General features: G+C 72.1%; 21 protein-coding genes and 4 tRNA genes. 16 read left to right on the top strand and 9 right to left on the bottom strand.

Annotated elements, in window-relative coordinates; genetic code table 11:
* Positions 1-132: 132 nt before the first annotated feature.
* Positions 133-375: a hypothetical protein gene (locus tag VQH23_RS00125; protein WP_338663580.1), complete on the top strand. Its 243-nt coding sequence runs from the start codon at positions 133-135 to the stop codon at positions 373-375.
* Between the two features lie 41 nt (positions 376-416).
* Complete coding sequence (locus tag VQH23_RS00120; RefSeq protein WP_338663579.1) at positions 417-782, top strand: hypothetical protein; 366 nt, start codon at positions 417-419, stop codon at positions 780-782.
* A gap of 72 nt (positions 783-854) precedes the next feature.
* On the opposite strand, the gene VQH23_RS00115 is transcribed toward VQH23_RS00120, so the two are convergent.
* Positions 855-931, bottom strand: a tRNA-Arg gene (locus tag VQH23_RS00115).
* A gap of 97 nt (positions 932-1,028) precedes the next feature.
* Between VQH23_RS00115 and VQH23_RS00110 the strand changes: the two genes are divergently transcribed.
* Entirely contained in the window at positions 1,029-1,979 is a 951-nt protein-coding gene (locus tag VQH23_RS00110; RefSeq protein ID WP_338663578.1) for an alpha/beta hydrolase, read from the top strand.
* Positions 1,980-2,053: 74 nt separating this feature from the next.
* Here the strand turns inward: VQH23_RS00110 and VQH23_RS00105 are convergent, their stop codons facing one another.
* Positions 2,054-2,818: a transglutaminase family protein gene (locus VQH23_RS00105; protein ID WP_338663577.1), complete on the bottom strand. Its 765-nt coding sequence runs from the start codon at positions 2,816-2,818 to the stop codon at positions 2,054-2,056.
* A gap of 305 nt (positions 2,819-3,123) precedes the next feature.
* Positions 3,124-4,101, bottom strand: coding sequence for a prolyl aminopeptidase (gene pip, locus VQH23_RS00100; RefSeq protein ID WP_338663576.1), 978 nt, complete (start codon positions 4,099-4,101; stop codon positions 3,124-3,126).
* Between the two features lie 112 nt (positions 4,102-4,213).
* On the opposite strand from pip, the gene VQH23_RS00095 reads away from it, so the two are divergent.
* From VQH23_RS00095 to VQH23_RS00065, 7 genes are all read left to right on the top strand, one after another.
* Positions 4,214-5,008 (top strand): hypothetical protein, encoded by a 795-nt coding sequence (locus VQH23_RS00095; RefSeq protein WP_338663575.1) that lies wholly within the window; start codon positions 4,214-4,216, stop codon positions 5,006-5,008.
* Between the two features lie 70 nt (positions 5,009-5,078).
* Positions 5,079-6,032 carry a metal ABC transporter solute-binding protein, Zn/Mn family gene (locus tag VQH23_RS00090; protein ID WP_338663574.1) on the top strand — a complete coding sequence of 318 codons (954 nt, stop codon included), beginning with the start codon at positions 5,079-5,081 and terminating at the stop codon, positions 6,030-6,032.
* Positions 6,033-6,174: 142 nt separating this feature from the next.
* Positions 6,175-8,385: a TonB-dependent receptor domain-containing protein gene (locus tag VQH23_RS00085; RefSeq protein WP_338663573.1), complete on the top strand. Its 2,211-nt coding sequence runs from the start codon at positions 6,175-6,177 to the stop codon at positions 8,383-8,385.
* A 70-nt stretch (positions 8,386-8,455) separates the two neighbouring features.
* Positions 8,456-8,584, top strand: coding sequence for a hypothetical protein (locus VQH23_RS00080; RefSeq protein ID WP_338663572.1), 129 nt, complete (start codon positions 8,456-8,458; stop codon positions 8,582-8,584).
* Entirely contained in the window at positions 8,584-8,748 is a 165-nt protein-coding gene (locus VQH23_RS00075; RefSeq protein ID WP_338663571.1) for a hypothetical protein, read from the top strand. Before VQH23_RS00080 ends, VQH23_RS00075 begins: the two co-directional genes overlap by 1 nt.
* A 90-nt stretch (positions 8,749-8,838) precedes the next feature.
* Entirely contained in the window at positions 8,839-9,204 is a 366-nt protein-coding gene (locus tag VQH23_RS00070; RefSeq protein WP_338663570.1) for a DUF423 domain-containing protein, read from the top strand.
* Entirely contained in the window at positions 9,201-10,121 is a 921-nt protein-coding gene (locus VQH23_RS00065) for an SAM-dependent methyltransferase (RefSeq protein WP_338663569.1), read from the top strand. The genes VQH23_RS00070 and VQH23_RS00065 overlap by 4 nt, the downstream gene beginning before the upstream one ends.
* 7 nt (positions 10,122-10,128) lie before the next feature.
* On the opposite strand, the gene VQH23_RS00060 is transcribed toward VQH23_RS00065, so the two are convergent.
* Entirely contained in the window at positions 10,129-11,019 is an 891-nt protein-coding gene (locus VQH23_RS00060; RefSeq protein WP_338663567.1) for a YihY/virulence factor BrkB family protein, read from the bottom strand.
* 222 nt (positions 11,020-11,241) lie between these two features.
* Between VQH23_RS00060 and VQH23_RS00055 the strand changes: the two genes are divergently transcribed.
* Both VQH23_RS00055 and VQH23_RS00050 read left to right on the top strand, forming a co-directional pair.
* Positions 11,242-12,222, top strand: a complete 981-nt coding sequence (locus VQH23_RS00055; protein WP_338663565.1) for a tripartite tricarboxylate transporter substrate binding protein — start codon at positions 11,242-11,244, stop codon at positions 12,220-12,222.
* An 83-nt stretch (positions 12,223-12,305) separates the two neighbouring features.
* A complete protein-coding gene (locus tag VQH23_RS00050) occupies positions 12,306-13,130 on the top strand; it encodes a lytic transglycosylase domain-containing protein (protein ID WP_338663564.1) in 825 nt (274 codons plus the stop codon).
* 16 nt (positions 13,131-13,146) lie between these two features.
* Here the strand turns inward: VQH23_RS00050 and VQH23_RS00045 are convergent, their stop codons facing one another.
* Both VQH23_RS00045 and uvrB read right to left on the bottom strand, forming a co-directional pair.
* Positions 13,147-13,581: a hypothetical protein gene (locus tag VQH23_RS00045; RefSeq protein WP_338663563.1), complete on the bottom strand. Its 435-nt coding sequence runs from the start codon at positions 13,579-13,581 to the stop codon at positions 13,147-13,149.
* A 9-nt stretch (positions 13,582-13,590) separates the two neighbouring features.
* Positions 13,591-15,789, bottom strand: a complete 2,199-nt coding sequence (gene uvrB / locus VQH23_RS00040) for an excinuclease ABC subunit UvrB (RefSeq protein WP_338663562.1) — start codon at positions 15,787-15,789, stop codon at positions 13,591-13,593.
* A 154-nt stretch (positions 15,790-15,943) separates the two neighbouring features.
* On the opposite strand from uvrB, the gene VQH23_RS00035 reads away from it, so the two are divergent.
* Positions 15,944-16,018: transfer RNA gene (locus VQH23_RS00035), tRNA-Thr, on the top strand.
* Positions 16,019-16,109: 91 nt separating this feature from the next.
* On the opposite strand, the gene VQH23_RS00030 is transcribed toward VQH23_RS00035, so the two are convergent.
* Positions 16,110-16,295 carry a hypothetical protein gene (locus VQH23_RS00030; protein ID WP_338663561.1) on the bottom strand — a complete coding sequence of 62 codons (186 nt, stop codon included), beginning with the start codon at positions 16,293-16,295 and terminating at the stop codon, positions 16,110-16,112.
* A 118-nt stretch (positions 16,296-16,413) separates the two neighbouring features.
* Here VQH23_RS00030 and VQH23_RS00025 point away from each other — a divergent pair, with 118 nt between their 5' ends.
* Positions 16,414-16,596, top strand: a complete 183-nt coding sequence (locus VQH23_RS00025; protein ID WP_338663560.1) for a hypothetical protein — start codon at positions 16,414-16,416, stop codon at positions 16,594-16,596.
* Between the two features lie 457 nt (positions 16,597-17,053).
* Here VQH23_RS00025 and VQH23_RS00020 read toward each other — a convergent pair whose 3' ends face one another.
* Together VQH23_RS00020 and VQH23_RS00015 are read right to left on the bottom strand one after the other, a co-directional pair.
* Complete coding sequence (locus VQH23_RS00020) at positions 17,054-17,317, bottom strand: hypothetical protein (RefSeq protein ID WP_338663559.1); 264 nt, start codon at positions 17,315-17,317, stop codon at positions 17,054-17,056.
* A 110-nt stretch (positions 17,318-17,427) separates the two neighbouring features.
* Positions 17,428-18,531 (bottom strand): TrmH family RNA methyltransferase, encoded by a 1,104-nt coding sequence (locus VQH23_RS00015; RefSeq protein ID WP_338663558.1) that lies wholly within the window; start codon positions 18,529-18,531, stop codon positions 17,428-17,430.
* A 139-nt stretch (positions 18,532-18,670) separates the two neighbouring features.
* On the opposite strand from VQH23_RS00015, the gene VQH23_RS00010 reads away from it, so the two are divergent.
* Positions 18,671-18,753 (top strand) — tRNA-Tyr (locus VQH23_RS00010).
* 67 nt (positions 18,754-18,820) lie between these two features.
* Positions 18,821-18,894 (top strand) — tRNA-Gly (locus VQH23_RS00005).
* The last annotated feature ends 132 nt before the right edge of the window (positions 18,895-19,026 follow it).

Genomic DNA, 19,026 nt, shown 5'->3' with positions numbered 1-19,026 from the left:
AGAAGATTGGTGGGCAGCCCCCGATCCGCCCTAGCGTATGACGAGGCAGCCGAACAGCTGGCCTGGGGCTCTGCCGCACCGCACAAGGGTGAGCGCAGCCTCCGACGAAACTGCAGCGCCAAAAAGGTCGATATGACGATCCTTGTCGCCTCTTCGCGCCCACGGGAGCAAGAGGAGCTGAACATCCTGCTGGGGGATCTCGTATCCCGCTTCAACGAGCGGGACCTGCCACGGGCATTGCTGCGCGATGTGGGGCTGGTCCTGATCCAGCGCCTGGCGCCGCGGGACGAGGTGACCCTTCGCGCGTTGCAGTGGAATGACCGCTGGCGGGAAACGGTTCGGCTGGAAGCACAACCCTTGCGAAGGCACGGATAGGCCGGACCGGGTGGGGCGTTCCTGACTCAGGAGATTCTGGGATGAGCAGGCCGTTCGACGACACCGCGAGGATCACCCGCGTCCTGGCAATGCCTGGTCCCAGGAACGGCGCCGGCAAGCTCGCGATTGGGTTCGAGGCCGGATCCCGCGCCGGTACCGTCCTTGTCGTGACCGGTGGGAGCGGACGGCACAGCCTCAGCTTTCGTGACCACCCTCCTGCTGCCCTGGAACCGGATCGCGGCGGCGGTGCGGAGGTGCTCCTCCTGCCGGGGGGGAAGCGCGGCGCGGACGCGAAGATCCATCGTCCGGAGGCCGGCGAGACCGAGGCGCTCCACGCCCGCCGCGACGCTGTCGTGCGCCGGTCGATGAGGCTGCTCGCGCTGCCGGTCCACTCGTACTGGAGATAGCCGGCCCGGGCGGCGCCACGGGGCATAAGCCGCCGAACGGCCGGTGCTGCCGCGTGCCGAAGCTGGTGAAAATGGTGTCCCCGACGGGATTCGAACCCATGGCCCCGGGATTAGGAATCCCGTGCTCTATCCTGCTGAGCTACGGAGACACGCCCGCCCACCCTAGCGCTCCGCCGCCACCGGGCAAAGCCCCGGCGGAGGGACGTGCCCCTTGAGGCGTGCGGCGAACCGCCCCTAACTGGCCTCATGCCGCAAGACCCCCGCCTGGATCCCGAGATGGCCGCCTTCACGGCCATGATGAACGAGCGCGCCGCCGGCTACCCGCCGCAGCGGCTGGAGCGGCCGCTGGACGCCTCCCGCGCCGTGAACGACGCGCTGAACATGACCCTGTTCAGCCCCGAGCCGCGCATGGCCGAGAGCGCCGACCGGTGGGTGCTGGCGAATGGCCGCCGCGTGCTGTGCCGCCTGCACCGGCCGCGCACGGACACCGCCCTGCCGGTGCTGGTGTACCTGCACGGCGGCGGCTGGGTGTGGAACAGCGTGGACACGCACGACCCCCTGATGCGCCGCTACGCCGAAGGCTCCGGCTGCGCCGTGATCGGCCCCGACTACGCGCTTAGCCCCGAGGCGGCCTTCCCCCAGGCGCTGGAGGAGATGGCGGCGGTGGTGCGCTGGCTGGCCGCACATGGCGCGAAATGGGGGCTGGACCCCTCCCGCATCGTGCTCGGCGGGGATTCGGCGGGCGCCAACCTGGCGCTGGGCGCGGCGCTGCTGCTGCGGCAATCCGATCCCGGCCTCGTGCTGCGCGGGCTGCTGCTGAACTACGGCGTCTTCGACGACCGCATGGCCAGCGCCAGCTACGCCGAATTCGCGGAGGGCTACGGGCTGACGGCGGAGCGGATGCGCTTCTACTGGGACTGCTACGCGCCCCGCCCGGCGGACCGGGCCTCGCCCTTCGCCGCGCCGATCCGCGCCGACCTCCGCGGCCTGCCGCCCTGCCTTGTGCACATCGCGGAACTGGACGTGCTCGCGGACGAGAACCGGGACATGGTGCGCGCCCTGCGCGGGGCCGGGGTGGGCGTGGAGGAGGCGACATTCCCCGGCACGCTGCACGGCTTCCTCCGCGCGCGGGATCACGTCGCGGCGGCGCGGCGCTCCATCGCGGCGGCGTCGGACTGGCTGCGGCGCACGGCCTGAGAGGGGCGGGAGAGGCGGCCTTCCTCTCCTCCTCTCGGGGGCAGCAGCCGGCCAGCGCAGTGCCGGCCGGCGGTTCAGGGTTGGGCGGCCGCGATCTCGTCGGTCTGCACGGTGAAGCTGCTCAGCAGGTTGGATCCGAAGGTGGTGGTGATGGCGACATCGGTGGCGTCCCGCCCGCGCGCCAGGAGAATGCGCCCGATCCGCGGCACGTTGTTGCGGGCGTCAAAGACGTGCCAGGCACCGCCGAGATAGACCTCGAACCACGCCGCGAAGTCGGGCACGCCCCAGGGCGGCGGCGTGCCCATGTCGCCAAGGTAGCCCGTGCAGTAGCGCGCGGGGATGTTCAGGCACCGGCAGAAGGTGATCGCCAGGTGCGCGTAATCGCGGCAGACGCCCGTTCCCTCGTGATAGGCATCGGCCGCGGTGCGGGTGGCGCGTGCGGCCTGGTAGTCGAAGGCGATGTGGTGGTGCACATGGTCACAGATCGCCTGCACCCGGTCCCAGCCGGGGGGCAGGTGCCCGAAGAGCCGGAAGGCCGTATCGGACATCAGGTCCGTCTCGCAGTAACGGCTGCCGAGCAGAAACCCGACCGCCTCGTCCGGCAGGTCCTCCACCCGGTGCTGGAGGGCGCCGGGGCTCAGCGTGTCGGGCAGCCCGCTGTCGCGGACCACAGCGCTGTTGGACAGGGTGAAGCGGCCGGCCGGCGCGACGAGGCGGGTTCCGACGTTGCCGAAATGATCCCGGTAGGCGTTGGCCTGCACGGGTGGATCGAAGACAGGGGCCTCGGCGACGAGAATGTCCTCCATACGGCTCGGATGTATGGAGAGCATCAGGATCATGGGCGTCGGTTGCGGGAGCTCGTAGACGAGCCTGTACCCGACCTGGATTTGCAATTTGGGTCTTTCATGGGTTCGGACCGCGCAGTTTCTGCGGGACACGGGCGCGGGCAGCGCGTCGGCACGGGCGTGCAACCTGTTTAGACCGTTGTGCTTCCGGCGTCGAAGTCTTTAAGGGCGGCCCTGTCCTGCTTCGGGAGGGGGGGTGCCTGGGCGATGGTCCGGCCGCCCTGCTGCCAGCGGCGAAGGGGCTGCTCCGGGCTCCATGAACCTGCGGCCCCCGACGGTGAGCCTGGCGATGCCCGTCCTCAGAACCCCGGCGGGCGCCGGCGGAACCGCTCCACCGCGGAGACCAGCGCCGTCCGCACCCCCGGCTCCAGCGCGGAGTGCCCGGCATCCGGCACCACGGTCAGCCGCGCCATGGGCCAGGCCTCCGCCAGCTCGAAGGCGGAGGTGGGCGGGCAGACCATGTCGTAGCGGCCCTGCACGATCTCCGCCGGCACGTGCGCGAGACGGTCCATGCGGGCCAGCAGGCCTTCCGGCGGCAGGAAGAGGTCGTGGGCGAAGTAGTGCGCCTCGATCCGCGCGAGGCCGAGGGCGGAGCGGTCCTGCGCGAAGGAGGCGACGGTCTCCGGACTCGGCAGGAGAGTGCTGCACAGCCCCTCGTAGTTGCTCCAGGACCGGGCGGCGGCGAGGTGGATGGCCGGGTCCGGGTGCGTCAGCCGGCGGAGATAGGCGGTGAGGAGGTCGCCGCGCTCCTCCGGCGGGACGTGCTCCGCGAAGGATGCCCAGGCATCGGGAAAGACGCGGCGCAGGCCGTAGAGGAACCACTCCACCTCATCCTGCCGCCCGAGGAACACGCCGCGCAGCACGCAGCCCGCCACGCGGTCTGGGTGAGCCTGGGCGTAGGCAAGGGCGAGGGTGGAGCCCCAGGAGCCGCCGAAGAGAAGCCAGCGGTCGATCCCGAGGAAGCGGCGTAGCGTCTCGATGTCCTCCACCAGCTTCGGGGTGGAGTTGTCGCGCAGCTCGCCGAGCGGGCGGGACCGGCCGGCGCCGCGCTGGTCGAAGATCACCACGCGCCAGTGCAGCGGGTCGAAGAAGCGGCGGTGGACGGCGCCGGCGCCTGCGCCCGGGCCGCCGTGCAGGAACAGCACGGGCTGGCCCCGCGGGTTCCCCACCTGCTCCCAGTACATCACGTGCGCCGGGCCGCCCGCTCCGGAATGGGAGAGGGGGAGCAGGCCCGTCTCGTAGGGGGCGATGTCGGGAAAAAGGTCGCCGCGCGGCATGGGGCCTGTTTGGCGCATCGCGCGGGCGGGATGCAACGGGCCCGCCGCGGCGGCGGCGATTTCCCGCGCGCGCCCTTCGCGCGGCGCCCCCGCGCGCCTATCTTGGACGATCATGTCCCGCCCCACCCCTGGCCCGCACGCGAGCCGCAACGGCCCACAGCCCGGCCCCCGCGCGGGCGGGTCCCGCACGGCCGAGGTGCGCTGCGCCGTCTGCGGCACGGAGAGCCGGCAGGCCCGCTTCCGCCCGGTGCCGCCGGAGGGCGCGCCGGACCTGGACCTGCGCCCGGGCGAGCCGCTGCGGGGCACGATGGCCGCCTGGCTGCAGCAGTGCCCGCACTGCGGCTACGTGGCCCCGGAGATCGCGCGCGCCCATCCCGCCGTGATCGAGGCGGTGGGCACCGCGCCGTTCCGCGCCCTGATCGCGGACGCGACCCACCCGCCGTTGAGCCGCCGCTTCCTCGCCTATGCCTACGTGCTGGAGGAGACGGGGGCGCTGCACGCGGCGGCGGAGGCGACGCTGCAGGCGGCCTGGGCGGCGGACGACGCGCGCAAGCCCGACCTGGCGCGCGCCTGGCGGGGCGAGGCGGTGGCGCTGTGGCGCGCCGGCCCGCCGCTGGACGCGGAGCAGACGGTCCGGGTGGTGGATGCGCTGCGCCGGTCCGAGAACTTCGAGGACGCGGCGGCGACGGCGGAGCAGCTCGCCGGCTCCCACCCGGTGGAGGCGGTGGCGGGGGTGATCGCGCTGGAGCTGCGGCTGATCGGGCTGCGCGATTCCGGCCGCCACACAGTGGCCAGCGCCCTGCCGCCGCCGGCGCGGCGGCCGCACGCCACGCAGTCCAGCATCGCCCGGCGGGGTGGCCCGGGGCTTTGGGATCGGCTGCGCCGGCTGTTTCGCCGCGACCGGTAGGCGTCGTTTTCGCACTTGCAAGCGCGTGCCCGTGCTGCTCTACGTTATGTTATAACGTAGTGAGATCCTGATGCAGCGCCGCACGCTCCTCGCCGCCGTCCTCGCCCTGCCGGCCATCCGCCCCGCCGGCGCGCAGGGGGGCCTGCCGGTGGTGGCGAGCTTCTCCATCCTCGGGGACATGGTGCGGCAGGTGGCGGGGGACCGGCCGCTCGCGCTCTCGGTCCTTGTCGGGCCGGATGGCGACGCGCACGACTTCCAGCCCCGGCCCTCGGACGCGGAGCGGCTACGCGGCGCTGCGCTGCTGGTCCGCAACGGGCTGGGCTTCGACGACTGGCTGAACCGGCTGACGGATGCCGCCGGGTTCCGCGGCGCGGCCGCCATCGCCACCGATGGCGTGGCCACCCGCGCCGCGGAGGCGGGGCCGCATGACCACTCCCATGATCATTCGCACGGCGGTGGCCGGCGCGGCCGGGGGGAGGGGGTCGCCCGCGCGCCCGATCCCCATGCCTGGGGCGACCCGCGCAACGCCCGGATCTACGCGCGCAACATCGCGGCCGGGCTCTCCGCCGCCGATCCCGGCAATGCCGCCCTCTACGCCCGGAACGCCGAAGGGTTCTCAGCCCGGCTGACGGCGCTGGACGCCGAGGTGCGGGCGGCGGTGGCCATGGTGCCGGAGGGCAGGCGGCGGGTGATCACCGGACACGACGCCTTCGGCTACTACGGCGACGCCTACAGCATCCGGTTCCTGGCGCCGCAGGGGGTGAGCACCCATTCCGAGGCCTCGGCCGCTGGCGTGGGCCGGCTGATCCGGCAGATCCGGGCGGAGAGGATCACGGCCGTCTTCCTCGAGAACATGGCGGAGAGCACCACGCTGGAGCGCCTGGCGCGGGAGGCGGGGGTGCGCGTGCGGGGGCGGCTCTACTCCGACGCCCTCTCCCCGCCCGATGGCCCGGCCGCGACCTACGAGGCGCTGATCCGCCACAACACCGGCCTTCTCGTCCCGGCCATGCGGGGCGAGGAGTAGCGCGCCGCCCCCGCGGGGGCAGCACCATCGCCGGCCGCCGCACGCCATCGGGGGATGGGTGCGCGGCCAGGAAGTTACGTTATCACATTACGTTCGGGGCGGTGCCTCGCCCGCTGGCGGGCACCGGGATGCAGAGGGCCTCATGACGATCTCACACCGCGCAGCACTCCTGGCCACCGTCGCGGGGCTGGCCTGCGCCGGCACTGGGCCGGTGGCCCTGGCGCAGGAGGCGGGCCCGGCGGGCGCGCCGTCGACGGCCACGGCCCCGGTCTCCATCCCTTCCGTGTCGGTCACGGCGAGCCCGATCGACACGGGCCAGCTCGGCAGCTTCCTGCCGGTGACGACGCTGGACCAGGGCCAGATCGCGGCGCAGCCGGCCCGCAACCTCGGCGACGTGCTGTTCACCGAGCCCGGGATCACCTCCTCCACCTTCGCGCCCGGTGCCAGCCGCCCGATCATCCGCGGGCTGGAGGGCGTGCGCGTGCGGCTGCAGGAGAACGGCTTCCTCTCCGGCGACGTCTCCACCCTCGGCGAGGACCATGTCGTGCCGCTGGACCCGCTCTCGGCGGATCGGATCGAGGTGGTGCGCGGCCCGGCGGCTCTGCGCTGGGGATCCCAGGCGATCGGCGGCGTGGTGAACGTCATCAACAACCGCATCCCGACGGCGCTGCCGGAACGGGCTGTGCAGGGGCGCGTCTCCGGCGGCTGGAACAGCGGCACGCGCGGCTGGGATGGCGTGGCGACGACCGACATGCGCGTGGGCAACTGGGTGGCCCATTTCGACGCCTTTGGCCGCTACGACAGCGACTACCGCATCCCCGGCGGCCGCCGGCAGGAGAACAGCGGCGTGCGGACGGACGGCAAGTCCGCCGGGCTGAGCTACATCTTCGACCAGGGCTTCATCGGCACCTCCGTCTCGCACTTCCGCAGCCTCTACGAGATCCCCGGCGGGGAGGAGGCCGAGGCGCGCACGGCGCTGGACGCCGAGCAGCTGCGCTGGTCCACCCGCGGCGAGTACCGGCCGGGCTCCGGTCCCATCCAGCGCGTCAGCGCCTGGTTCGGCTTCACCACCTACCGCCACGAGGAGATCGCGGCGGAGCACGGCCACGGCCATGATCACGGCCATGATCATGACCACGGGCACGACCACGGGCACGACCACGATCATGGCGCGGAAGAGGGGATCGGGGCAGCGGGCGCCCGCGTGGTCCATGGCGGGTTCCGCAACCGCAGCTGGGATGCCCGGCTGGAGATGCAGCACGTTCCCATCAGCACGGGCATCGGCCCGCTGAACGGCACCTTCGGCCTCTCCTTCGAGAGGGAGCGGCTGCGCACCACCGGCGAGTTCCTGGAGTTTCTGCCGCCCGCCCGCACCAGCCGCTACGCCGGCTACCTCTTCGAGGAGCTGACGCTGACGCCCCGCCTGCGGCTGCAGGCCGCCGGGCGGGTTGAGTTCGCCCGCATCACCGGCTCCACCGCGACCTTCCCCGGGGACAACCTGCCCGCCGATCCCGATGCGGAGCTGGAGAACAGCGGGCGCCGGCGGAGCTACACGCCCTTCAGCGTCAGCCTCGGCGCGCTCTACGACCTGCCCTGGGCGGTGCAGGCGCGGGTGACCGGCCAGTACGTGCAGCGCGCGCCGAGCGCCGCCGAGCTCTTCTCCCGCGGGGCGCACGACGCCTCCGGCACCTTCGACGTCGGCGATCCCAGCCTGCGGAAGGAATCCGCCGCAACGGCGGAGCTGGGCTTCTCCCGTACCGCCGGCGCTTTCCGTTTCGACACCAGCGCCTTCTACTCCCACTTCGACGACTTCATCTTTCGCTCCCTGACCGGGAACAGCTGCGGGGAGGAGTTCGCATCCTGCGCGCCGGGGAGGGACGGGGACTTCCTCCAGACCGCCTATGGCCAGCGGAACGCGCGCTTCTACGGCGTGGAGGCGAAGGTGGAGCGGGACTTGTTCCGTCTGTGGGACGGCCAGGTGGGCGTCTCCGGCCGCTACGACTTCGTCCGCGCGCAGTTCGAGGGCGATGGCGGTAACCTTCCGCGCATCCCGCCGCACCGGCTGGGCGGCGGCGTGTTCTGGCGCGACGGCAGCGCCCAGGGAAGCGTGGACTACCTGCATGCCTTCAACCAGAACCGCGTGGGCGAGAACGAGACGCCGACCAAGGGCTACGACCTGCTGAACGCCCGGATCGGTTACACGGCGCGGCTAGACGACACCCGGTCCGCGAACTTCTCCCTCATCGGCACCAACCTGCTGGACTCGGACATCCGCAACGTCGCCTCCTTCAAGAAGGAGGAGGTGCTGCTGCCCGGGCGGACCGTGCGGCTGCTGATGACGGTGAGCTTCTGACCGGTAGGGGGCTCCTCTTCCCAAATCCGGGACCGGGGCCAGATGCGCGGCGGACAAGGGAGTGCCGCGCATGCCCATCTTCGCCTCCATCGCCCTGTCGCTGACAGGGCTGAGCATCGGTGTCCCGCTCGGCATGGCCGTGGCGGGCGGCCTTCTCCTCGCGGGCGGGGCGGCGCGCATGGCCGGGGGGCGGATCTGATGCTGCCCAACCCCTTCCGCCCCGTCCGCACCACCCTGCTCGGCCTCCATGCCGGCGCGGTGCTCGCCACCCATGTCATGGCGGGCGCCCTGCTCGGCGCGCTGGCCGTCGCCGCCCTGGCCGGCGCGGCGGGCACGGCCATGACCCGGCGCGGGATGCGCTAGGGGCGCCTTCCGGAGCCCCGGCGGCGCCTGCCCGGATCCTGCGGGCGGTGCGCCTCCCGGCCGGCGCCGGGTTCTGCTAGGTCTTTGGGGATGTCACGTCTCTTCATCGCGGCCGGCGCCCTGGCCGGGCTGCTCGCCGTCGGCCTTTCCGCCTATGCCGCGCACGGGCTGGCGCTGAACCCCGCCCGCGCGCGGATGATCGACAACGCGCTGACCCAGCAGGGCTGGCACGCGCTGGCCCTGATCGCGGCCGGCATCCTGGCGGAGCGCTGGGGCGGCTGGGCCGTGAACGGCGCGGGGCTGGCCTTCCTGGCGGGGATGATCCTGTTCTGCGGGGCCGTCTGGTACGTCGCCACCACGGGCCGCAGCCTCGGGCCCGTGGCGCCGACGGGCGGGATGCTGCTGATGCTGGGCTGGCTGCTGCTGGCCGTGGCCGCGCTGTTCCAGCGGGCATGATCCGCTCCGCCTACCTGGCGGCCGAGGGGCTCGAGCCGGAGCTGGAGGAGGACCTTCGCCGCGTCGGGCGCCGGATCGGCGGCTGGCACGGTCCGCTCGCCCTCTCGCCCGATCCGGTGCCCGAGGGGCCGAACGCCGCGCCCTGGGCGCTGGACGTGTGGAGCGACCCGCGGGAGATGCCCGTGCCCTCCATCAAGGGCGCGGCCGATGCTCTGCGAGCGATCCAGCGCAACTGGGGGCTGCTGGACGTGGCGCATCACCGCCGCGCCGCGCTGATCCGCGATGCCCTGCCGGTGCTGCGGCCGAAGCCGATCGTCTTCCCGGCGCCCCCGCCCACCTCCCACCTCGGCGCATGGACCCTGCTGGCCCCGGACCGGATGCTGGCGAGCCCGACCAAGAGCAGCCCCTTCATCAACGGCGCCCCCGCCTTCGTGGAGGATCGGGAGGGGCCGCCCAGCCGCGCCTACCTGAAGCTGTGGGAGGCCCTGCTGCGGATTGGCCGCTGGCCGCAGCCCGGTGAGCACTGCCTGGACCTCGGCGCCGTGCCGGGGGGATGGAGCTGGGCGCTGGCGCAGCTCGGCGCCCGCGTGACAGCGGTAGACAAGGCGGAGATGGACCCGCGCGTGGCCGCCATGCCGGAGGTAACGGTGCGGCGCGAGAGCGCCTTTGGGCTGGATCCCTTCCCCGTGGACTGGCTGTTCAGCGACGTGATCTGCTACCCCGCGCGCCTGCTGGGGCTGGTGCGGCGCTGGATGGAGGCGGGGGCGGCGAAGAACATCCTCGTCACGGTCAAGTTCCAGGGCGAGACGGACCACGAGACCGCGGCCGCCTTCGCCGCCATTCCCGGCGGGGCGCTGTTCCACGGGGCGCACAACAAGCACGAGCTGATGTTCGCGTGGTCCGCCGCCGCGGCGTGAGGCGCGGCTAGGGCGCGTCCGCCCCTATCGGCGCGGAGGCGCCGCGCGCGGGCATCCTTCCCTTCCAGGCGCCCTCCCGCGCGGCCCAGGCGCGGGTGAACTCGGCGCCGAGCAGGAAGACCTGGGCGGAGTAGTAGACCCAGAGCAGCACCACGATGAGCGCGCCCGCCGCGCCGTAGCTCTGCGTCATGCCGCTGCCGCCGATGTACCAGCCGATTACCGTCTTCCCGAGGCTGAAGAGGAAGGCGGTGATGATCGCGCCCACGGCCACGTCGCGCCACGCCAGGTGCCGGTCCGGCAGGATCTTGTAAATTGCGCCGAAGAGCAGGGCGGTGAAGCCGAGGCCGACGACGAAGTTCACGACCTTCAGCAGGATCTCCAGCGCCGGGACGAAGCCCGTGAGCCAGGAGCCAAAGGCCGAGAGAAGGGCGCTGACCATGAGGGAGACGAGCAGGAGGAAGCCTGTTGCGCCCACAAGCCCGACGGAGAGCGCGCGGGCCTTTACCAGCGCGCCCACGGAGACAGGCTTCGCTTCCGCCGCCCAGATGACGTTGAGCGCGCCCTGCAGCTCCGCGAAGACGCCCGAGGCGGTGATGAAGAGGATGCCGAAGCCGATCAGGGCGGCGATCCCGCCGCTGCCCGAGCTCTGCTGGCCCTTCATCACCTCCTCGATTGCCTTGCCGCCCTCCTGCCCGACAAGGCCGGTGAGCTGGGCTGACACGGCCTCGCTCACCGTGTCCTTGCCGAAGAAGAATCCGGCGATCGCGACGGCGAGGACCAGCAGCGGCGCGATGGAGAACAGGGTGTAGCAGGCGATCGCCGCGCCCCGCGTCATCGCCTCGTGGTCCACGAAGCCGAGAACGGCGTCCTTGATAAGGCGCCAGGCCCGCCCGAGCATATGTCTTCCCCGTCCTGCGACAGGGATGAAAGGCGGGCGGGGCCGGGCGGGTTTCAGCGCGGGAACGGAACGGCCGCAGGCATCGTCCGTCCAGGGAAATCTTCCCCTCAAATACCGCTTGCCAGCAATCTTGTTGCGCGGATCGGCCATGTGCATGGCATAGCTTGCTTGAGGCAAGTGGGTGGGCCTATGGGCCGGGCTGAACCGAGGGGAGGTCACGCCATGTCCGTCCAGATCGTCCGCCGCAGCCTGCTGGGCGCGGCCCTTGCCCTGCCGGCGCTGCGCTCCGCCACGGCGCAGGAAGCCTGGCCCGCGCGGCCGGTGCGCCTTCTCATCCCCTTCCCGCCGGGGCAGGCGACGGATACGATCGGGCGCGTTCTGGCCGAGGCGCTCTCGGCCAAGTGGCCGCAGCGCGTGGTGGTGGAGAACCGGGCCGGGGGCGCGGGGGTGGTGGGCACGGAGGCGGGAGCGCGGGCGGCACCGGACGGCTACACCCTGGTCGCATCCACCTCCGGCACGAACGGGATCAATCCCAGCGTGATCCGCAGCCTGCCCTACGACGCGGAGCGGGACTTCAACTACGTCACCCTGATGTTCACCGTGCCGCTGATGATCGTGGCGCACCCCTCCTTCGCGCCGAACGACATCGCCGGGCTGATCGCGGCGGCGAAGGCGGATCCGGGCGGCATCTCCTACGGCAGCGGCGGGCCCGGCACCTCCCAGCACATGTCGGCGGAGCTGTTCTGCTCCAGGGCCGGGGTGCGGCTGACCCACGTGCCCTACCGCGGCAGCGGGCCGGCGGTGGCGGACCTGCTGGCGGGCAACATCCCGATGATGTTCGACAGCGTGGCGAGCGCCCTGCCGCACATCCGGGGCGGGCGGATCAAGGCGCTCGGCGTCACCTCCGCCGCGCGTGCACCGCAGCTGCCGGAGGTACCGGCGATCGCGGAGGCCATCCCGGGCTACGAGGCGATCGGCTGGGCCGGGATCGCGGTGCCGGCTGGCACGCCGGAGGCGGTGGTGAACCGGGTGAATGCCGATGTTACGGCCCTGCTGCGCGACCCCGCCTTCGCCGCGCGGGTGGTGCAGCTCGGCGGGGCGCCCGCGCCGCAGAGCGTGGCGGAAGCCAACGCCTTCGTCCGCGCGGAGATCGCGAAGTGGCGGGAGGTGGCGCGCAACGCCGATGTCCGGCTGGACGGGTAGGGGGCTGTGACCCGGCCGCCACATCGGGCGGCGGGTTTCCATCCGGTGGCCGCGGAGGGGCCGGGGATGCGGCAGAATGGGGCATGGCCTGGTTCCGCCCCCTCCACTCCGCCCTTCCCCTGGTCGCTCTCGGCCTGCTCGCCGCCTGCGCCGGTACGCCCGCGCCCGCCCCGCAGGCCTACGCACCCGGGGCGGGGTATGACACGCCTCCTTCCGCCGAGGCGTCCGTGGATGATCGCGCCGCCAGCCGGGCGGCGGCCCGTGCCTACCGCGCCGCCGCCGCGCGCCGCCGCTACAATGTCCCCGGCTCCTCCGGTGATCCCTGGGGGCCGCACATCCGGGAGGCGGCGAACCGGTTCGGGGTGTCCGAGGGCTGGATCCGCGCGATCATGCGGCAGGAATCCGGTGGGCGGATCAACGGCTCGGATGGGCTGCCCATCACCTCACCCGTCGGCGCCATGGGGCTGATGCAGGTGATGCCGCGCACCTATGAGCGGCTGCGCGACGAGCACGGGCTGGGCGAGGACCCCTACGACCCGCGAGACAACATCCTGGCCGGCGCCGCCTACATCCGGGCCATGTCGGACCGCTTCGGCGCGCCGGGATTCGTGGCCGCCTACAATGCGGGGCCGCTGCGGGTGGAGGGGGTCCTCTCCGGCGCGATGATCCTGCCGGACGAGACGATCAACTACCTTGCCAAGGTGGTGCCGAACCTCGGCACGCCGGTGGCGATGGACGGGGTCTGGGCGGAGGCCGCCGGCTCCTACTCCGGCACACCCTACTCCGGCACACCCTACTCCGGCGGCTACCGCACGGGGGTGATGGCGGTCTCCGACGACCCGAGCCTGCGCGCCTTCGAGGGCGGCGGGCTGGTGACGCCTTCCGCGCCGACGGGGAGGACCTACTGAGGCGGGGCGCCCTGCCTCACACGTAGAGCGCGCGGGTGCCCGGGGCGGCCTGCCGGGCACGCTCCGCGAAGCCGGCGTAGAAGAAGGGGAGATTGTCTGCGGCGTCCCCGCCCAGCCGGCCGCGCAGCTTGTCCCAGGTCATCAGCGCGACGTGGAAGGCCGGTTCGCCGACGACGAGGACGGGCTGGTCCCGCGCCTCGTGCCAGAGATAGGCACCGCCGAACTCGGCGCGGCCGACCTCGAGCAGGTAGCAGCCGAAATCCTGGACCAGGCCCGTGATCTCGGCGGGCGTCAGCTCGGTGGCCCAGTGGGCGGCCTCCCCGGCCATCTCCTCCACCGTCTCCAGGCTCGCCGGGGTGAAATCCAGCGGCGCGCCCCCGCCGCGCTGGCGGGACAGCGCGACGAGCTTCGCCGCGGAGCGGGCGATGGAGGCGGCGAGATCCTCGGCCATGCGCCGCGCCTAGCCCGCCTTCTTGCGGCGCGGCGCCCCGCGCGACGCCGTGCGGGTGGTGCGCTTGTCCGGGTCGTAGCCGCCACCGCCGGGACCTAGCGGCTTGGGTTTCCAGTCCGCCTTGGCGCGCGCCTCGTGGCCGGAGGGAGGAGGGGCGTCGAGGCCCAGTTCCAGGTTCTCCAGCCGCTTGATCTCGTCGCGCAGGCGGGCGGCGGTCTCGAACTCCAGGTCGGCGGCGGCGGCGCGCATCCGGCGCTCCAGCTCCGAGATGCTGGCGCGCAGGTTGTGGCCGATGAAGTGGGAGGAGGCGTCGTCCTCCACCGCCTCCACCGTGACGTAGTCCTGCTCGTAGACGGATTGCAGCACGTCCGCGATGTCGCGGCGGATGGTCTGCGGGGTGATCCCGTGCTCCGTGTTGTAGGCCACCTGCTTGGCGCGGCGGCGATCGGTTTCCTCGATCGCGCGGCGCATGCTGTCCGTCATGCGGTCGGCGTAGAGGATCACGCGGCCCTCCGCGTTGCGCGCGGCGCGGCCGATGGTCTGGATCAGCGAGGTGGTGGAGCGGAGGAAGCCCTCCTTGTCGGCGTCCAGGATGGCGACGAGGCGGCACTCCGGGATGTCCAGCCCCTCGCGCAGCAGGTTGATGCCCACCAGCACGTCGAAGACGCCGCGGCGGAGGTCGCGGATGATCTCGATGCGCTCCAGCGTGTCCACGTCGGAGTGCAGGTAGCGGACCTTGATGCCCGTCTCCGTCATGTACTCCGTCAGGTCCTCGGCCATGCGCTTGGTGAGCGTGGTGGCCAGCACGCGGCCGCCGGCGGCGATCACGTCGCGGCACTCGGCCAGCAGGTCGTCCACCTGGCCCTCCACGGGGCGGATCTCCACGGGCGGGTCGATCAGGCCGGTGGGGCGGATGACCTGCTCGGCGAAGGTGCCGCCGGTCCGCTCCATCTCCCAGGCGCCAGGGGTGGCGGAGACGAAGATCGTGTCGGGCCGGAAGCTCTCCCACTCCTCGAAGCGCAGCGGGCGGTTGTCCATGCAGGAGGGCAGGCGGAAGCCGAAATCCGCCAGCACGGACTTCCGCGCGAAGTCGCCGCGCGCCATGCCGCCGATCTGGCCGATGGTGACGTGGCTCTCGTCAACGATCAGCAGGGCGCCCTCGGGCAGGTACTCGAACAGGGTCGGCGGCGGCTGGCCGGCGCCGCGGCCGGAGAGATAGCGGGAGTAGTTCTCGATGCCTTTGCAGACGCCGGTCGTCTCCATCATCTCGATGTCGAAGGTGGTGCGCTGCTCCAGCCGCTGGGCCTCCAGCAGCTTGCCCTCGGATTGCAGGCGGGCGAGCGTCTCCCTCAGCTCGATCTTGATATCCTTGATCGCCTGGATCAGCGTCGGGCGCGGCGTGACGTAGTGGCTGTTCGCGTAGATCGCGACGCTCTCCATCTCCCCCGCCACCTCGCCCGTCAGCGGGTCGAACTCGCGCAGCCCGTCGATCTCGTCCCCGAAGAGGGAGATGCGCCAGGCGCGGTCCTCGAGGTGGGAGGGCCAAACATCCACCGTCTCCCCGCGCAGGCGGAAGGTGCCGCGCTGGAAGGCGGTGTCGTTGCGGCGGTACTGCAGCTCCACGAGTGCCTTCACCAGCACGTCGCGGTCGATCCGGCCGCCGAGCTGCAGCTTCACGGTCATGTTGCCGTAGGTCTCGACCGAGCCGATGCCGTAGATGCAGGAGACGGAGGCGACGATCACCACGTCCCGCCGCTCCAGCAGCGACTGCGTGGCCGAGTGGCGCATCCGGTCGATCTGCTCGTTGATCTGGGCGTCCTTCTCAATGTAGGTGTCGGTGCGCGGGACGTAGGCTTCCGGCTGGTAATAATCGTAGTAGGAGACGAAGTATTCCACCGCGTTCTCCGGAAAGAAGGACTTCATCTCCCCGTAGAGCTGGGCCGCGAGCGTCTTGTTCGGCGCGAGGATCAGGGTCGGCCGCTGCACCGCCTCGATCACCTTCGCCATGCTGAAGGTCTTGCCGGAGCCGGTGACGCCGAGCAGCACCTGGTCGCGCTCCCCGCGCGCGCGCAGGCCTTCGACCAGATCCGCAATGGCCGTGGGCTGGTCGCCCGCCGGCTCATAAGGAGAGACGACCTTCAAGGGCTGGCCGCCCGCCGGCGCGGGGCGGCGGATCGGCTGGAACAGGACGGGCGGCAGGGTATCCATGGGCCGTGAACATAGGGTGGACAGCGGCCGGTTACAGCAGGATTCCGACTCCCGGCCGGGCGACCGCGGCAGGGCGGGGATGACGCCTCCGTGACCCCGGGCTAAGGTGGCGGTGCTGCGGGCTCCGAGGTGAAAGCAGGGGCGTGCAGCAAGGGCCGGGTTAGCACAGCGGTAGTGCAGCGGTTTTGTAAACCGAAGGTCGGGGGTTCGATCCCCTCACCCGGCACCATGCTGACCCTCACGCCCCACTTCTCCTGCCCCGTGAACCTGGAGGCCGGGGTTGGAGCGCTTCAGTCGGCCTGCGGGCGCGGGAACCGCCCCTAGAGGCTGATGAGCCGGTAAAAGACCTTCGCGGTCAGGATCAGGACGGTCAGGAAGACGAGGCCCGCCACGGTGAGGGAGGCCTGACGATCGGAGCCGACCGCGTCCAAAAGCCTGTCGATGGCCCGGATCAGCCGATCGCCCGCCTGGTCGGTCAAACGCTCCAGGCGGGCTCTCCGAATCATGCTGGGATCATACAGGCGATGGCGGCGCGTGGCGATGCGGGCCGGGGAGGTTCCCGGTCCGCAAAGCCCGGCCCGGTCCGGCGTTCACCCCTGGTCAGCAGCCAGGAGAGTCGGCGGAATGGATGAAGCGCAAGGCCGTAAGCACATGGCCAAGGTGGATCTGCAGATCGGGCGCGCCGTATCGGCCAGGGCGGAAGTCCATATCTCCTCTGGAGGCCTGATCGCGATCGGGGCCCTTGTGTCCAGCATCATCCTGTCCGTGGCGCCGCTGGTCTGGGCGGCGCGCCGGCGCCCCTATTGAGCACCGGCAGAGCCGCATCCGGATCGGGCGAGGTGGAAGTCGTCCAGTAGCCCGGCCCGATTGGGAAGGGCCGGTCGGCCTAACTGGAGAGGTCGGTATCCCGTCCCAAGGCTGGCGTTGTGGCCCATAGGCGCGGGTCCGTTACTGGCCGACGATACATTGCCCCCTGGCGCCCCGGGGAGACCCCGGGCGCGGCAGGGTCAGGCCTCCTGCGGAAGGCGGGGCAGGCGGCGGAACTCCTCGAAGTGGTCGAGGGAGATGCGGGCCACCACCTGCGCGGCCACGAGGCCGGCGAGAGCGAAAGCGGAGACGATCAGCATGGGACAGATCCTTTTATCTGTTCCTCCCTATCCCTGCGATGAAGGTGGATGCTGCGGTGCAACATGTCCATGGCTTAATGCATGCATGGCGCGGAGGGCTGGCGTGCCCGGGGTGCCGGGGCGGCGTGCAGCCAGGGTCAGGCGTTGCCGACCGTGGCGAAACCGTCCCGGTTCGTCGCGCGCACCACGGCGGCGAAGAGGCGGAGCGCCTCCGGCCCGCCCTGGTCGAGCAGGGTGCCGCCATCCATCTCGGCGGCCAGAAGCTCCGCGTGCTCGGCCAGGGTTTCCGCCGCGCGCCGCAGCGCCTCGCGCGAGAGGGTGAGTTGCAGGTCGTCGGGCAACTCGTGCCAGGCATTGGGGGTGGCCGGGACTTCCCCAAGGCGGCGGGGGTTGGGCTGCATGAAGGGTTTCCTCCTCCGCGAAGCCCTCCTGGCACGGTACGGCCCCTCTCGGGTGCCCGGGCCCAGTCTGCGTCGGCCCGGGTTAACGGCAGGTGATCAGAGCGGGGCCATCAGGCCCGGCGCAGCTCGTAGAGAGCGACGGCCGCGGCGGAGGCCACGTTGAGGCTCTCCATCGCCTCGGTGATCGGCAGCCGCACCAGCTCGTCGCAGGTCTCGCGCTGCAGGCGGCGCAGTCCGCCGCCTTCCGCCCCCAGCACCAGCCCTACCCGGCGGTCCGTGGGCTTGGCCTCGGCGAGGGTCCGCCCGGCCTCCCCGGCCAGGCCCATCACCCAGGCGCCGCCATCCTGTAGGTGGCGGATCGCGCGGGCCAGGTTCACTTCGCGCACCATCGGCACGATCTCCAGCGCGCCGGAGGCGGCGCGGGCCAGGGCGCCCGTCTCCGCCGGGGCGTGGCGGTCCTGCACCACCACCGCCGCGGCGCCGAAGGCGGCGGCGGCGCGCAGGATGGCGCCGACGTTGCGCGGGTCCGTCACCTGGTCCAGCAGCAGCACGGGGCCGTCCGAGGCCTTCAGCGCGTCGTCCAGCCCGATGCCCGGCAGGGGCTCGGCCAGCAGGGCGGCGCCCTGGTGCACCGAATCCTCCGGCAGGAAGGTGTGGAACCGGGCGCGGTCCTCCACCCGTTCGGGCTGGAGCTTGCGGGCGGCGATCGCGCCCTCCGGCAGGCGCTCCTTCAGCGCCGCCTCGGCATCGGCCGTTAGCAGCAGGCGGCGCAGGCGGCGGCGGGGGTTCAGCACCGCGGCGGCTACCGCGTGCAGCCCGTGGAGCCACAGGGTGTTGGCGGGGGCGCGGTCCTCCTCCCGCCGATCGGGACGCTGGACGTCCGGCCGGCCGCGCGGAGGGGCATCGCGGCGCGGCGGGAAGCCCGCCTCATGCCGGGATGCCCCATGCTGCGACGTTTCTGGCCGGAAGGATTCGGAGCGGGCGGAGTCAGGGCGTGCCGCCTCGGCCCGCGGGCCGGGCCGGGCCTGGCGCGGGGCGACGGGCGGCTTGCCGGGCGCCCTCTCGCCGGGGCCGGCCGGCGGCTCGCCGCCTTTCCAGCCGCGCTTGCCGTCGAAGGCGCGGGGGCGGCTGGGCTTGCCCGTGCCGGGGCCGCCGGGGGTGTTGCCCGGTTGATGGGGCGAGCGGGGGCCTTGGGGCCTGCGGGGCGGTGACATGGCGGCATCCTGCAAATCGCGGCGCCCGCCGCAAGGCATCCTAACGGTGCGTGCAGGACATGATCCACATGCGTTGACAGGCCCGCCGCTTCTCGGATAGTCCCCCGGCTCCCGCCCGTCAGGGTTGGGGACACCCTGTGGAGGGGTGCCCGAGTGGCTAAAGGGGGCGGACTGTAAATCCGCTGGCTCGCGCCTACGTTGGTTCGAATCCAACCCCCTCCATGTGTCCCATCCCCCTGGTGGTGCGGTGCGCGCGCGGCGGTCCATCCCGGACCGGCGGGTTCGGTCGGCGGGTGTAACTCAATGGTAGAGTTCCAGCCTTCCAAGCTGGCAATGCGGGTTCGATTCCCGTCACCCGCTCCAACCGCGTTGCATGGCGGCCCGGCCTTCCCACGGGCCTGAAAACCGTCATCCCGATCACCACCTAGCGATCACAACACGGCCTGCACCCGCAGGCGGGGGCCACGGCCCCTGGACAGGATAGGACCGGACGCG

This window comes from Pararoseomonas sp. SCSIO 73927 (assembly GCF_037040815.1).
In the GTDB taxonomy this organism is placed as follows: Bacteria; Pseudomonadota; Alphaproteobacteria; order Acetobacterales; family Acetobacteraceae; genus Roseomonas.
Note: the sequence above shows the minus strand (reverse complement) of the source record. Positions and strands in the feature narration are given on the sequence as shown.

Coding starts and splice junctions, on each gene's coding strand:
- VQH23_RS00095 (WP_338663575.1), top strand. CDS start 4,214: ATGTCCCGCCCCACCCCTGGCCCGCACGCGAGCCGCAACGGCCCACAG.
- VQH23_RS00020 (WP_338663559.1), bottom strand. CDS start 17,317: ATGCAGCCCAACCCCCGCCGCCTTGGGGAAGTCCCGGCCACCCCCAAT.
- VQH23_RS00055 (WP_338663565.1), top strand. CDS start 11,242: ATGTCCGTCCAGATCGTCCGCCGCAGCCTGCTGGGCGCGGCCCTTGCC.
- VQH23_RS00030 (WP_338663561.1), bottom strand. CDS start 16,295: ATGATTCGGAGAGCCCGCCTGGAGCGTTTGACCGACCAGGCGGGCGAT.
- VQH23_RS00015 (WP_338663558.1), bottom strand. CDS start 18,531: ATGTCACCGCCCCGCAGGCCCCAAGGCCCCCGCTCGCCCCATCAACCG.
- VQH23_RS00090 (WP_338663574.1), top strand. CDS start 5,079: ATGCAGCGCCGCACGCTCCTCGCCGCCGTCCTCGCCCTGCCGGCCATC.
- VQH23_RS00045 (WP_338663563.1), bottom strand. CDS start 13,581: ATGGCCGAGGATCTCGCCGCCTCCATCGCCCGCTCCGCGGCGAAGCTC.
- VQH23_RS00075 (WP_338663571.1), top strand. CDS start 8,584: ATGCTGCCCAACCCCTTCCGCCCCGTCCGCACCACCCTGCTCGGCCTC.
- VQH23_RS00060 (WP_338663567.1), bottom strand. CDS start 11,019: ATGCTCGGGCGGGCCTGGCGCCTTATCAAGGACGCCGTTCTCGGCTTC.
- pip (WP_338663576.1), bottom strand. CDS start 4,101: ATGCCGCGCGGCGACCTTTTTCCCGACATCGCCCCCTACGAGACGGGC.
- VQH23_RS00105 (WP_338663577.1), bottom strand. CDS start 2,818: ATGATCCTGATGCTCTCCATACATCCGAGCCGTATGGAGGACATTCTC.
- VQH23_RS00065 (WP_338663569.1), top strand. CDS start 9,201: ATGATCCGCTCCGCCTACCTGGCGGCCGAGGGGCTCGAGCCGGAGCTG.
- VQH23_RS00025 (WP_338663560.1), top strand. CDS start 16,414: ATGGATGAAGCGCAAGGCCGTAAGCACATGGCCAAGGTGGATCTGCAG.
- VQH23_RS00080 (WP_338663572.1), top strand. CDS start 8,456: ATGCCCATCTTCGCCTCCATCGCCCTGTCGCTGACAGGGCTGAGCATC.
- VQH23_RS00120 (WP_338663579.1), top strand. CDS start 417: ATGAGCAGGCCGTTCGACGACACCGCGAGGATCACCCGCGTCCTGGCA.
- VQH23_RS00125 (WP_338663580.1), top strand. CDS start 133: ATGACGATCCTTGTCGCCTCTTCGCGCCCACGGGAGCAAGAGGAGCTG.
- VQH23_RS00070 (WP_338663570.1), top strand. CDS start 8,839: ATGTCACGTCTCTTCATCGCGGCCGGCGCCCTGGCCGGGCTGCTCGCC.
- uvrB (WP_338663562.1), bottom strand. CDS start 15,789: ATGGATACCCTGCCGCCCGTCCTGTTCCAGCCGATCCGCCGCCCCGCG.
- VQH23_RS00110 (WP_338663578.1), top strand. CDS start 1,029: ATGCCGCAAGACCCCCGCCTGGATCCCGAGATGGCCGCCTTCACGGCC.
- VQH23_RS00085 (WP_338663573.1), top strand. CDS start 6,175: ATGACGATCTCACACCGCGCAGCACTCCTGGCCACCGTCGCGGGGCTG.
- VQH23_RS00050 (WP_338663564.1), top strand. CDS start 12,306: ATGGCCTGGTTCCGCCCCCTCCACTCCGCCCTTCCCCTGGTCGCTCTC.